The organism is Roseomonas haemaphysalidis (assembly GCF_017355405.1).
Taxonomy (GTDB): Bacteria; Pseudomonadota; Alphaproteobacteria; order Acetobacterales; family Acetobacteraceae; genus Pseudoroseomonas; species Pseudoroseomonas haemaphysalidis.
Genome location: NZ_CP061178.1, coordinates 20550 through 32665, shown reverse-complemented (window position 1 = coordinate 32665; position 12116 = coordinate 20550). Strand labels below are relative to the sequence as shown.

At 70.8% G+C, this 12116-nt stretch carries 8 protein-coding genes; 3 read left to right on the top strand and 5 right to left on the bottom strand.

All coding sequences use genetic code 11. The annotated features are described in order from the left end of the window. Positions 1–287: 287 nt before the first annotated feature. Together IAI59_RS17810 and IAI59_RS17805 are read left to right on the top strand one after the other, a co-directional pair. On the top strand, positions 288–863 hold the full coding sequence (locus IAI59_RS17810; protein WP_207415723.1) for a hypothetical protein: 576 nt from the start codon (positions 288–290) through the stop codon (positions 861–863). 4 nt (positions 864–867) lie between these two features. Further along, positions 868–2895, top strand: coding sequence for a TonB-dependent receptor plug domain-containing protein (locus IAI59_RS17805; protein ID WP_207415722.1), 2028 nt, complete (start codon positions 868–870; stop codon positions 2893–2895). Between the two features lie 131 nt (positions 2896–3026). Here IAI59_RS17805 and IAI59_RS17800 read toward each other — a convergent pair whose 3' ends face one another. The 3 genes from IAI59_RS17800 to IAI59_RS17790 form a co-directional block, all read right to left on the bottom strand. Then, a complete protein-coding gene (locus tag IAI59_RS17800; RefSeq protein WP_419556653.1) occupies positions 3027–6014 on the bottom strand; it encodes a PAS domain-containing protein in 2988 nt (995 codons plus the stop codon). A 194-nt stretch (positions 6015–6208) separates the two neighbouring features. Next, on the bottom strand, positions 6209–7165 hold the full coding sequence (locus tag IAI59_RS17795) for a tripartite tricarboxylate transporter substrate binding protein (RefSeq protein ID WP_207415720.1): 957 nt from the start codon (positions 7163–7165) through the stop codon (positions 6209–6211). 80 nt (positions 7166–7245) lie between these two features. Beyond that, positions 7246–8382 carry an iron-containing alcohol dehydrogenase gene (locus IAI59_RS17790; RefSeq protein ID WP_207415719.1) on the bottom strand — a complete coding sequence of 379 codons (1137 nt, stop codon included), beginning with the start codon at positions 8380–8382 and terminating at the stop codon, positions 7246–7248. A gap of 123 nt (positions 8383–8505) precedes the next feature. Here IAI59_RS17790 and IAI59_RS17785 point away from each other — a divergent pair, with 123 nt between their 5' ends. Continuing rightward, positions 8506–9441 carry a LysR family transcriptional regulator gene (locus IAI59_RS17785; protein ID WP_207415718.1) on the top strand — a complete coding sequence of 312 codons (936 nt, stop codon included), beginning with the start codon at positions 8506–8508 and terminating at the stop codon, positions 9439–9441. Between the two features lie 28 nt (positions 9442–9469). On the opposite strand, the gene IAI59_RS17780 is transcribed toward IAI59_RS17785, so the two are convergent. Next, positions 9470–11050 carry an ABC transporter substrate-binding protein gene (locus IAI59_RS17780; protein WP_207415717.1) on the bottom strand — a complete coding sequence of 527 codons (1581 nt, stop codon included), beginning with the start codon at positions 11048–11050 and terminating at the stop codon, positions 9470–9472. Positions 11051–11161: 111 nt separating this feature from the next. After that, on the bottom strand, positions 11162–12067 hold the full coding sequence (locus tag IAI59_RS17775) for a LysR family transcriptional regulator (protein ID WP_207415716.1): 906 nt from the start codon (positions 12065–12067) through the stop codon (positions 11162–11164). Between the last annotated feature and the right edge of the window lie 49 nt (positions 12068–12116).

Genomic DNA, 12116 nt, shown 5'->3' with positions numbered 1-12116 from the left:
CCGACGGTTGCGTCGGACCATGAACGCGAACCGGCGCCCGGACACGCCGCAGCAATGCCCAGGCCCCGTCGGGCGCGAATAAACCGGAGGTGGGGGTTTGCCAGGTCACCTGGCGTTCATGCACCCCTGGCGGCAAACAAATCCTAAACGGCGTGGTGCAAAAAATTTTCCTGCGGGCCAGCGAATTTGCGAATCCTTCAGTGCTGTCGCGCCATAAGCCGGCGGTGCGGCACGGCCGGACCAGCGATGTTCGAACGGCGCCGCGCGCGGCAGCAGGAGTTACCGGTTTGCGAAGCGAGGTTTTCGGGCATCTTCCGCCCGCCGGCGGCCACGGGCTGCAGCGCTGGTTCCGCCGGCTGCGTGGGGCCGCAGCGGCATTCCTGGTGCTGGCCCCGCTGCAACCGGCGAGTGCCGAGCCGCTGCCGCGCGAGCTGCTGCTTGTCGCCCAGGTGCTGGGCTTTCTGGAACAGCCGCCCGCGGGCGACATCGACGTCGGCATCCTGCATCTCGCCACCAACCGGCTGGAAGCGGAGCAGGTGGCGGCACAGTTCGGCGGGGGCGTCCGGGCGGGCGGCGTCGTGCTGCGCCCCCGGCTGCTGCCGCTCGACCAGCTGAACGCCTCCATGCCCCAGCTGCTGCTGCTGACGCGCGGCATGGTGCCGATGGCGGCCACCGTCGCCCGCGCCGTCGAGGGCCGCGGTGTGCTCACCGTCACCCCCGATCCGGCGCTGATCGATGGCAACCTGGCGGTGCTGGCGGTGCGGGCCTCGCCACGGGTCGAGATCATGGTCAGCCGTGCCGCCGCCCAATCCGCCGCGATCAGCTTCGCCGGCGCCTTTCGCATGATGATCCAGGAACGCTAAGGCCATGGCCGGCACCTCCCCCCTTTCGCTGGCGCCCGCCGCCGTGCTTATGACCGCGGCGATGGCCGCCATGGGTCCCGCGCCCCGCGCCCTGGCAGAGGATTTCGACCGCGGCGCCCTGGAAGCCCTGTTCGGCGAGCCGGTGACCACCAGTGCCACGGGCAAGCCGCAGCGCGCCTCGGACGTGCCGGCGGCCATGGACATCATCACGGCCGAGCAGATCGTGCGGTCCGGCGCGCGTGACATCCCGGAAGTGCTGGCGCGTTACACCGCGCTCGATGTGCAGCAGTACAACGTGGCGGACTACAACGTCACGGCGCGCGGCTACGCCGCTCCCAACACGCCGCGCATGCTGGTGCTGGTGAACGGGCGGCAGGTGTACCGCGACGACTACGGCCGGGTGTCCTGGCAAAACATCCCCGTGCAACTCAGCGAGATCCGGCAGATCGAAGTCGTCCGCGGCCCCAACAGCGCCTTGTTCGGGTTCAACGCCGGTGCCGGCGTGATCAACATCATCACCTTCGACGCGGTGCGCGACCGCATCAACAACGTCGTGCTGCGTGCCGGCCAGGGGCGCTACCAAGAGGTTTCGGGCATCATCTCCGCGCCGCTCGGCGCCGCGTCCGGGCTGCGCCTGTCCACCGGCCTGCGCGACCAGCGTGCCTGGCGCTCCGGCTACAGCAGCCTGGACGACCTGCTGGATTCCGATCGCGCCACCCGCCACGGCCAGTTCGCCGGGGAGGTCGCCTTCGGCGTGGCGGAAGGCGTGCGCGCCAGCATCGACGCCAGTTATTCCCGGTCGATCGACAGCGAATTGCAGCTGCCGGGTATCTTCATCCCCTGGGACCTGGAAAGCTGGAGCCTGCGTGGCCGCGTCACCGCCGACACGCGGGCCGGCATCGTCGAGGCATCGATTTATCACAACGCGCTGGATGCCAAGCTGGCCAGCGTGCCGACCAACCAGCAGGGCGTCACAGTCGTGCAGTTGAGCAACACGGTCAAGCTCAACGCCGCGCACACCCTGCGGCCATTCCTGGAATACCGCCACAACGAGATCACCGGCGCGGGCAGCAGCGGCATCCTGGCGGTGCCGTCCACCCGCACCAGCGTCGACGTGGCGGCCGGCGGCGTGATGTGGAACTGGGTGCTCCGCCCCGGGCTCGAATGGACCGCGGCGACGCGCTACGACCATCTGTGGTACGGCGCCAGCGGCTATGACCAGCTGGCGGCGAGCCCCTACGACGACGACGACTTCCGCCGGTCCTGGGAAACCCTGTCCTGGAACCTGGGGCTGGTTTGGAAGGCGACCGAAGCCGATACCATCCGGGCCGGGGCCGCGCGCGGCGTGGTGACGCCCAGCGACTACGACCTGAGCGCCATCAGCCCCGTGCCGCTGCTGGGCCTCAGCGTCCTGGGCAATCCCCGGCTGAAGCCGACCACGGTGGACAACTACGAGATCGAGTACCGCCGCCGGGTGGAAGCGATCAATGGCCGCTTCGGCGTCATCGGTTTCTTTCAGGTCAACCGGGGCATCAACACCTCCCTCGGTGCCTTGCCGACCTATTCGCCCGCCACGGGCACGGCGTTGCTGTCGCCCTACAGCATCGGCTCCTCGCATGCCCATGGGCTGGAGCTTTCGCTGCGTGGCGAATGGCAGGCCGGCTTCGACTGGGGCGCCGAGTACCGCCTGGCCATGGTGGAGGAAGCCGACGCGCCGAGCTACGCGGCCTTTTCCCGCGCCTCGCCCCGCCACCTGTTGTCCACCCGCCTCGGCTGGGGGCAGGATGCGTTGCGGGCGGACATCTTCGCGCGCTACAGCACCGAGATGCGCGGCTACCGCATCATGGAAAGCGGCATCCTGCCGGTCTCCGTCGGCGATTACGTTTCTGTGTCCAGCCGGGTGGGATACAAGATCAACCAGCAGCTCACGGTCGCGGTGGAAGGCTCCAGCCTGCTGCACCAGAGGCAGCGGCAAAGCATCGGCGCGGAAGCGGAGCGGCGCCTTTTCGTGTCGTTGCGCATGGATTTCTGAAGCGGTCCTGGCGCCCGCGGGAAGCGCACCGCAAACCCGGCGTTGCCGGGCGGTGCGGCGATCGCCTTCCTGGGGCCGGGGTCATCCCACCGGCCTTCACCGCGCTTTGGCCAAATGATCCGGCAGCGGCGCTAGGAAGCCTCCCCCGCGGATGCCGGGTGTCGGATGCCGGCGGCGCCATGCCCGCCCAGCGCCGTCCTCACCGCCGCCGCCAGCTGATCGGCGTTGTAGGGCTTGGCCAGCACAATGCTGCCGGTCAGCTCGCCCCGCAGCAGCGGCGCGGCGTCGCCGCTGGCGAACACCACCCCGATGTCCGGCCGCGCCGCGCGCGCATGCGCCACGAGTTCCGCGCCCGATGCGCCAGGCAGGTTGATGTCCGTGACCAGCACGTCCACCGCCCGCGTCCTCAGCGCCTCCGCCGCCGCTTCCGCGCTCGAGACATCCAGGACGCTGTAGCCCGCATCCTGCAGCATCTCGGCGGAATTGGCGCGGATCATGGCATCGTCCTCGACCAGCAGCACGGTGGCCGCCGCGGGCGCGGGCGCGGGCCGCTGGCCGCCGCGCAGGGCCGCCTGCCGGCGCTGCGTCTGGTTGGCCAGCACGTGGCGCAGCTTCCTCGCCAGGGCCTCGCGCGAATAAGGCTTCGACAGCAGTTCCACCCCGGCATCCAGCTTGCCGCCGTGCACGATGGAATTCTCGGTATAGCCCGATGTGAACAGCACGGCGATCTCCGGCAGCCGCAGCCGTGCCTTGCGCGCCAGCTCCGGGCTTTTCAGCGTGCCGGGCATCACCACGTCGGTGAACAACAGGTCCACCGGGATGCCGCTTTCGATCACGATCAGCGCGCTGGCCGCGTCCACCGCCTTGAGCACGCGGTAGCCGAGTTCCGACAGCATCTCCACCACCACGCCGCGCACCGCGGCATCGTCTTCCACGACCAGCACTGTTTCCGTGCCGCCCACCAGGGGGCCCGTGGCGGCCTGCACCAGCACGTCCTCCGCCTGCATGGCGCGGGGCAGGTAAAGCTTGATGGTGGTGCCGTGCCCGGGCTCGGAATACAGCTTGATGTGCCCACCGGACTGCTTGACGAAGCCGTACACCATGGAAAGCCCGAGGCCCGAGCCCTTGCCTTCCGCCTTGGTGGAAAAGAACGGTTCGAACACGCGGTCGATGATGTCGGGCGCCATGCCGCAGCCGGTGTCGGACACCGCCAGCATCACGTACTGGCCGGCCGTCACGTCGTCATGGCCGCGAACGTAGCTGTCGTCCAGCTGCGCGTTGGCCAGCTCGACCGTCAGCCTGCCGGTGCCGCCCATCGCGTCCCGCGCGTTGATGGCGAGGTTGAGCAGCGCGTTCTCGATCTGCGTCGGGTCGATAAGGGTGTTCCACAACCCGCCGCCCAGCACCGTCTGGACCTCGATGCCCTCGCCCAGCGCGCGGCGCAGCAAATCGTCCATGCCCTGCACGAGGCGCGTGACATTGACCACCTTGGGCTCCAGGGCCTGGCGGCGGCCAAAGGCCAGCAGCTGCGAGGCCAGCTTGGCGCCCCGCGCCACGCCCGCCATGGCATTGGCCACGTGCCGCTCCGCCCGCGCATTGCCGGCGATATCCTGCGACAGAAGCTGCAGGCTGCCGGACACCACCTGCAACAGGTTGTTGAAGTCGTGCGCCACGCCGCCCGTCAGCTTGCCCACCGTTTCCAGCTTCTGCGACTGGGCCAGCTTGGCTTCCGCCTGCCGGCGCTCGTCGATCTCCGCGATCACCCGTGCTTCCAGGGTCTCGTTCAGGGCCCGCAGCTGCTCCTCGGCCCGCTGCCGGTGCCGGATCTGGGACGCCAGATGGGCGGCCTGCCGTTGCAGCGATTCCTCGGCGGCGCGCTGCTCGGTGATGTCGGTGTGCACGCCGACCCATTCGCCGATCACCCCCGCCTCGTCCAGGATGGGCAGGGCACGCACCAGAAAGCTGCGCCAGGCGCCGCTGTGGTGCCGCACGCGGTGCTCGAACACGAACATGGACCGGGTGGCCACGGCGGCGTTCCACGCCTCCACGGTGGGCCGCGCGTCGTCCGGGTGCACGGCTTCGGCCCAGCCGTAGTTCTGGTAGGCTTCAAAGGACTGCCCGGTCAGCGCCGCCCAGCCCGGCTGCTCGCCCAGCATGCGGCCGTCGGCGCTGTTGGTCCACAGCACGCCGTGCACCGCGTCCATCGCGGTGCGGAAGCGCTGGTTGCTGTTGTCCAGCGCCTCCTGCTGCCGGACGCGCCGCTCCACGTCGACGCCCAGCACCAGCACGCCGTCCACCGCGCCCGCCGCGTCGCGGCTGGGCACATAGCTGATCTCGCAGCGCCGGCTGCTGCCGTCCCGGCGGGGGATGGCGGCCTCGATGGTCACGCGCTCGCCCGCCATGGCGCGCTCCAGGGCGGGGAGGCGCTGGGCAAAGAACGCCTCGCCGGTCACCTCCCGCATGGGGCGGCCGATCACCTCGCGCACCGGGACGCCGAACCAGTCCTCGTACAGGTCGTTGGCGAAGCGGTACACGTATTCGCGGTCCAGCTTGGACACCAGCATGGGCAGGGCGTCGGCCAGCGACCGCAGCTCGGCCTCCTGCGCCGCCACGGTCCGCTCGGCGGCGATGCGGTCGGTGTTGTCCAGCACCGTGCACATCACGCCGCCAACCTGCCCGTCCGCCTCGAAGACCGGCGTGTAGAACAGGTCGAAGAACAGCGCCTCGTCGCGCCCGTTGCGCCGCAGGGTCATCGGCTGGTCGCGGTAGGACACCACCTCGCCGCGGAAGCCGCGTTGCAGCACCGCGCGGTTCCAGTCCCAGATCTCCGGCCACACGTTCGGCACCGTGCCGCCCAGCGCCGCCGGATGGTTGCTGCCGGCGATCTCGCGGTAGCTGTCGTTGTACAGCATGACGTGGTCGTTGCCCCACATCAGCACCTTGGGCACCGGCGAGTTGACGATGTTGGACACCGTCGCCTGCAGGACCGGCGACCAACCCGCGATGTCCCCGAGCGACGTCCTGCTCCAGTCATGGTTCCGGATCAGCGCGCCGCAGGTGCCGCCGCCCGGCGGCCAGGCCGGCGTCGCCGCCGCCCCGTCCGGATGCTGCCGCAGCATCTTCAGCGCCGAGCGCACCACCTCGCTGGCATTTGCGTAGTCCCCGGACGACAGGCTGTCATGGATGAACCGTTCCAGTTCCGGGGTGAGCGATACGTTGCGGGTTGGGCGCTGGGGCATTCGTCCCGGAAATCACACCGCGCCGCCCCGTGTCAACAAGTGGCACGCACCAGGAACCTTCTCGCCGGCCGCCATTATTCGATACGCAACCGCTCGATCAACCGGCCGAACACGTCGCGGTCCTGATCGGCCAGCGCCCTGAAGGCCTCGCCATCGGCGTAGGCGAAGGTCAGGCTGGCGCGCGCCAGCGCCTCGCGGAACGCCGGGTCTTCCGCAGTCCGGCGCGCCGCGTCGGTCAGCACGGCCACCACCGGGGCGGGCGTGGCCCGGTGCACCGCCAGCCCGCGCCACACGCCCACCGACACGTCGAAGCCGCGCTCCTGCAGCGTCGGCACGTCGGGGAAGCCGGCGTCGCGCTGCCCGGCCATCACGGCCAGGAGGCGCATCCTGCCGCCCTGCACATAGGCCGAGGCCTCGCCCGGGCTGGTCGCCACGGCGTCCACGTGCCGGCCCATCAGCGCGGCGAGGCCCGGCGCCGAGCCGGTGAACGGCACGTGCAGGAACTCGGCGCCGACCTTGTCCTCCATGGCCGCCGCGGCCATGTGCCAGATGGAGCCGGGGCCGCTGTTGCCGAGCTTCACCGTGCCCGGCCGCCGCTTCGCCTCGGCGATCATGTCCTCGATGCTCGCCCAGGGGGAGTCGGCCGGCACCACCACCGCGCCCGGGTCGGCGTTCAGCAGCGCGATCATATGGAAATCGTCGGACGAGAAGCGCACCCGCTTCAGCCCCGGCAGGATCGCCAGGTCGGAATACACCAGCCCGACCTTGTAGCCGTCGGGGCGGGCGTTCAGAACCTCCTGCATGCCGATCGCGCCGCTGGCGCCCGGCCGGTTCAGCACCACCACCGGCTGCGGCAGGTACTTGCGGGCGACCTCGGCGAAGGCGCGCGCCACGATATCCGTGCCGCCACCCGGGGCCACCGGCACCACAACCTCGATCGTGCGGGACGGAAAGCTCTGGGCGGCGGCGCCCCGGGCAAGGGCGGCGCAGGCCGCCGCCGGGGCAAAAGCCAGCAGACGCCTGCGGCACATGGGTTTCATGGTGGACCATCCCCGTTGGTGTATTTTCCTGGCAGGCGTTGGAACCCGGCCGCAGGTCGCGGCCGGCGTTTCTAGAGCGAGGCCCGCAGCATCGCCCGGTAGTCTTCCGCGCTGGCTTCGCGCGGGTTGGTCCGGTGGCTGTGGTCCGCCAGGGCACCGGACACCACGCGGTCGAACACCTCTTCCCCGACGCCAAGCTCGGACAACCTCCCCGGCAGGCCGATGCGCGCGGTCATGCCGCGCACCGCCTCCTCCAGCGGATCGGACGGCGCGAGGCCCATGGCGGCGGCCAGCCGCGCGAACTTGTCTTCCCCGCGCGTGGTCGGGGCATCGCGGTTGAAGGCGATCACGGCCGGCATGAACACCGCGTTCAGCGTGCCGTGGTGCAGCTTCGGGTTGATGCCGCCCAACGCGTGGCTCAGGCTGTGCACGCAGCCCAGGCCCTTTTGAAAGGCCATGGCGCCCATGGTCGCGGCCATGGCCATGTCGGCGCGGGCGGCGCGGTTGTCCGGCTCCCGCGTGGCGACCGGCAGCGCCGCCCAGCCGCGCCGGAGGCCTTCCAGCGCGATGCCGTCGGCCGGCGGGTTGAAGGAGGGGGCCAGAAACGTCTCGATGCAGTGGGAGATCGCGTCCATGCCGGTGGCCGCCGTCAGCAGGGGCGGCAGGGTCAGCGTCAGCTCCGGGTCCACGATCGCGGCGCGCGGCACCAGGTGAGGCGACAGCAGCCCCAGCTTGCGGCCGTCATCCAGGATGATGATGGCACCGCGCCCCACCTCGCTGCCGGTGCCGGCGGTGGTGGGGATCGCGATGGTTGGAAAGGTCTTCGCGGTGATCCGCTCCACCCCGCCCTCGATCGCGGCAAAGCTCTTCAGCGCCCCGCCATGCGCGGCCAGGATGGCGACGCCCTTGGCGAGGTCCAGCGCCGAGCCGCCGCCGATGGCCACGATGCCGTCGGCGCCGGTGTCGTGGAACAGCGCCGTCGCCGCGCGCACCGCCGCCTCGTTGGGGTTGCCGGGGGTGTCGTCGAACACCCCGGCCGGCGCGACGCCCAGCGCCGCCTCCACCCGCTGCAGCAGGCCCAGCCCGCGCACGCCCTTGTCCGTCACCACCAGGGGCCTCGCGATGCCCGCGAGCCGCAGCTCCGCGCCAAGCTGCGACAATTCCCCGAAGCCGAAATGCACGCGCGTCACGTAGTTGATCAGGCCCACGCCGTCCTCCCCCTGTCCCCGCCCCGGCTCTTGGCGGCCCGGGCGGGCTGATCAGCGCAAGATGTGACAGCCGCGTAAATCCGCTATTTCCGGATAGCGCTATCACCAAAGGAGAATTGGCCCGTGCGCCCCACGCCCCTGGCCCGGTTGTCGTTGCGCCAGCTGCAGCTGATCGCGGCGATCGAGGACAACGGCTCGCTGAAGCGCGCCGCCGAGGCCGTGGCGATGAGCCAGCCCCGCGCGACCAAGGCCCTGCAGGAAGCCGAGGAGCTGATGCGGCACCGGCTGTTCCACCGCACCAACCGCGGCCTCAGCCCCACCGCGTCCGGTGCATGCGCGATCCGCAGCGCGCGGGCCATCCTGGCGCAGCTCGGCCGGCTGGAGCATGAGCTGGACGGCCTGTCCGCCGGCGGCTGGAGCCACCTGCGCATCGGCACCATCATGGGCGCGGTGCCCTTCGTGACCGAGGTCATCCAGCGGCACCTGCGGCGCTTCCCGCAAAGCTCCGTCGAGATCCTGGAAGACACCAGCGCCGAGCTGCTGCGCCAGCTCGACCGCGGGGCGCTGGACCTGGTGGTCGGGCGCAGCTCGGTCAGCGCCACGCCGCAGCTCTACGACGTGGCGGCCTTTCATGACGAACGGCTGGCGGTGGTGGCCAACGCGGCGCACCCGATGGCGGGGCGCCGGCGGGTGCGGCTGGAAGACCTCGTGGATTGCCGCTGGATCGTCTACACCGCTGGCATGCCGATGCGCCGCTCGCTGGAACAGGAGTTCCAGCACGCCGGCCTGGCCTTTCCACGCGCGCTGCTGGAAACCCGCTCGGCACTCACCACCCTGTCGCTGATCCAGGGCGATGCACGGACGGTCGCGCTGCTGTCCAGCGACGTGGCGGCGTTCTTCGCGGGCTTCGGCATGGCGCGGGTGCTGCCCATGCACCTGCAATCCAAGAGCGACCCCTACGAGGTGATCACCCGGCGCGGGCAGGACCTGCCGGAACACGCCGCGCGCTTCATCGCCGAGATGACGTCGGGTCTCGGCACCCCCGCCGGGGCGGGCTGACGGCGCCGCCGGCCCGCCCGCGCCCGCGTCAGCCCGGCTGCACGCCCCAGAACTTGCTGAAGCCGGTTTGCATTCCCTGCATCCCGCGCGTCGCGGTCTGCTGCTTGAACTGGCCCAGCGGGTAGTACGGCACCTCTTCCAGGCAGGCGAGCTGGATGTCCCGGCACACCGCCTGGCGGGCGGCGAGGTCCGGCGCGTCGAACCAGTTGTTGTAGAGCCCTTCCAGGCGGGCGCTTTCGTACCAGCCGGCATAGCCCGCGGCGCCGTTGCCGCGGATGCCCACGTGGGTGGCGGGATTCAGCAGGTCGGTGCCGGTCCAGCTGGTCGCGAACAGGCTCCAGCCGCCGGAGTCCACCGGGCCGCGGTTGTTGCGCCGCTGCAGCATGGACCCCCAGTCGGTGGCCACGTAGTCGACGTTCATGCCGATGCGCCGGAGCATGTCCGCCGCGACATCGCCCAGCGCCTTGATGGTCACGTAGTCGGTCGGCACCAGCAGCACCACCTTCTCGCCCTTGTAGCCGGCGGCGAGCACCTCGCGCTTGACCGCCTCGTCGTCGCGCGGCTTGCGCAGCGGGTCCAGCCCGACCTCGCTGGCCATGGGCGTGTCGGGGCAGAAAAAGCCGGTGGGCACGTGGTAGCTGGCGCGGTCGTCGCCGACGATGGCCTGCATGTAGGCCGCCTGGTCGATGGCGCCCATCACCGCGCGGCGGATCGCCGGATTGTTGAAGGGCGCCTGGGTGCTGTTCGGCCGCAGCATGCCGATGGTGCCCGCTTCCTCCTGCACCCGCAGCCGGATGTCGCGGCTGCGCGCCAGCATGGGCTTCAGGTCGTGGGCCACCTGCTCCCACCAGTCCTGCTCGCCGGTCATGATGGCGCCCGCGGCGGTGGAGGCATCCGGGATGGTGGTCCACACCACCCGGTCGTAATGCGCGACCTTGGGCCCCGCGGTGCCCAGCGCCGGCCCGCCCTCACGCGGGCGGTAGCGGTCGAAGCGCGCATAAACGTTGCGCGAGCCCTGCAGCCGCTCCTCCTGCACGTAGCGGAACGGACCGCTGCCGACGATCTCGGTGATCTGCGCCCCGGGGTCCGTGCGCGCGATGCGCTCCGGCATGATGGCCGGCATCATCGCGGTGGTCTTGGCCAGCGCATCCGCCAGCAGGGGAAAGGGCTTCTTCAGGCGGAAGACGATGGTGCGGTCGTCCGGCGCCGCGATCTCGTCGGTCGCGCGCATCAGCGCGCCGCCAAAGGAATCGCGCGCCCCCCAGCGGCGGATGCTGGCCACGCAGTCGCGCGCCAGCACGGGCGTCCCGTCATGGAACAGCAGCCCTTCGCGCAGGCGGATGGTCCAGCGCCGCCCGTCCTCCTCCACCACATGGCCTTCCGCCATCTGCGGGTGGGCCACGTCGTTCTGGTCCAGGCCGTAGAGCGTGTCGAACACCATGAAGCCGTGGTTGCGCGTCACGTTGGCCGTGGTCCAGTGCGGGTCCAGAAAGGCCAGGTCGATCTGCGGGATGAACCGCAGGGTGCGGGACTGGGCCTGCGCCAGGGCCGGGGCGGCAAAGGCGGCCGTGGACACGGCCATTCCCTGAAGCAGCGAACGACGACGCATGGAAAATCTCCTTCGCTGCGGGCCGCGCGCGGCCGCGCGGCCTGACGTGTGAACCCTCATGCTGCCGATTTGCGCCGGGCATGCAAGGGCCATGCGGGCCGGGGGCGGCGCTCACGCCGTGGCGCCACCCAGCCGGATCACCGCCCGGATGTCCTCCACCAGCGCAACCGCGGCGACCGGGGGCGAGCGGTCGCTGCGGCGAACCAGGCTGACCGTGCGGCGGATCGCCGGCGCGCCCACCGGCCGCACGGCAAGCTGCGGCACAAAGCCGATCTCGGCGGCCGAGGACGGCAGCAGCACGATGCCGAGGCCGGCGCGCGCCATGCTGACCAGCGTGCCCGTGTGCACCGCCTCCTGCGCCGGAGAAACGATGTGCCCGGCCTGCGCGAAGGCGTGATCCACCAGCCGGCGGATGGAGCTGTCGCGTTCCAGCAGCAGCAGACGCTCCCGCGCCAGGGCCGGCAACGGGATCTCCCGCAGCGCCGCCATGGCGTGGCCGGGCGGCAGCATGGCCATGATCCGGTCCTCGAACAGCGGCTGCAGCAGGAATTCCGGCCCCGGCTCCAGATCCGTGGCGATGCCGATATCCACCTGTCCGGACCGCACCAGCTCGTAGACCTGCCCGGTCACCGCCTCGCGCACCCGCACTTCCAGGTCGGGGTGCCGGGCGTGCAACCGCGCGATCGCGGCCGGCAACAGGCCGGAAGCGACCGAGGGCAGCACCGCCAGCCGCGCCACGCCGCGCCGCCGCGCCGCCAGGTCCTGCAACCCCGCGATGGTGACATCCAGCTCCTGCAGCAAAGGGTCCAGCGAGCGGGCGAGCTCGCGCCCCGCCGCCGTGGGCTCCGCGCCGCGCGGCGTGCGGTCCAGCAGGCGCAGCCCCAACCCTTCCTCCAGCTGGCGGATCTGCACGGTCAGGGCGGGCTGGGTGATGTGCAGCAGCCCCGCCGCCCGGGTGAAGCTGCCGGACCGCAGCACCGTGCTGAAGGCGCGCAGGCCCTTGAGGGTGATGGCCATAAAGGATCTTTATCGACCCAGTAATTCATTTCAATTGATTTATGGCGTC

What these genes read in the sequence shown, in the direction of transcription:
- IAI59_RS17805 (WP_207415722.1), top strand. Translation starts at nt 868, where the DNA reads ATGGCCGGCACCTCCCCCCTTTCGCTGGCGCCCGCCGCCGTGCTTATG.
- IAI59_RS17800 (WP_419556653.1), bottom strand. Translation starts at nt 6,014, where the DNA reads ATGCTGCGGCAGCATCCGGACGGGGCGGCGGCGACGCCGGCCTGGCCG.
- IAI59_RS17795 (WP_207415720.1), bottom strand. Translation starts at nt 7,165, where the DNA reads ATGTGCCGCAGGCGTCTGCTGGCTTTTGCCCCGGCGGCGGCCTGCGCC.
- IAI59_RS17780 (WP_207415717.1), bottom strand. Translation starts at nt 11,050, where the DNA reads ATGCGTCGTCGTTCGCTGCTTCAGGGAATGGCCGTGTCCACGGCCGCC.
- IAI59_RS17775 (WP_207415716.1), bottom strand. Translation starts at nt 12,067, where the DNA reads ATGGCCATCACCCTCAAGGGCCTGCGCGCCTTCAGCACGGTGCTGCGG.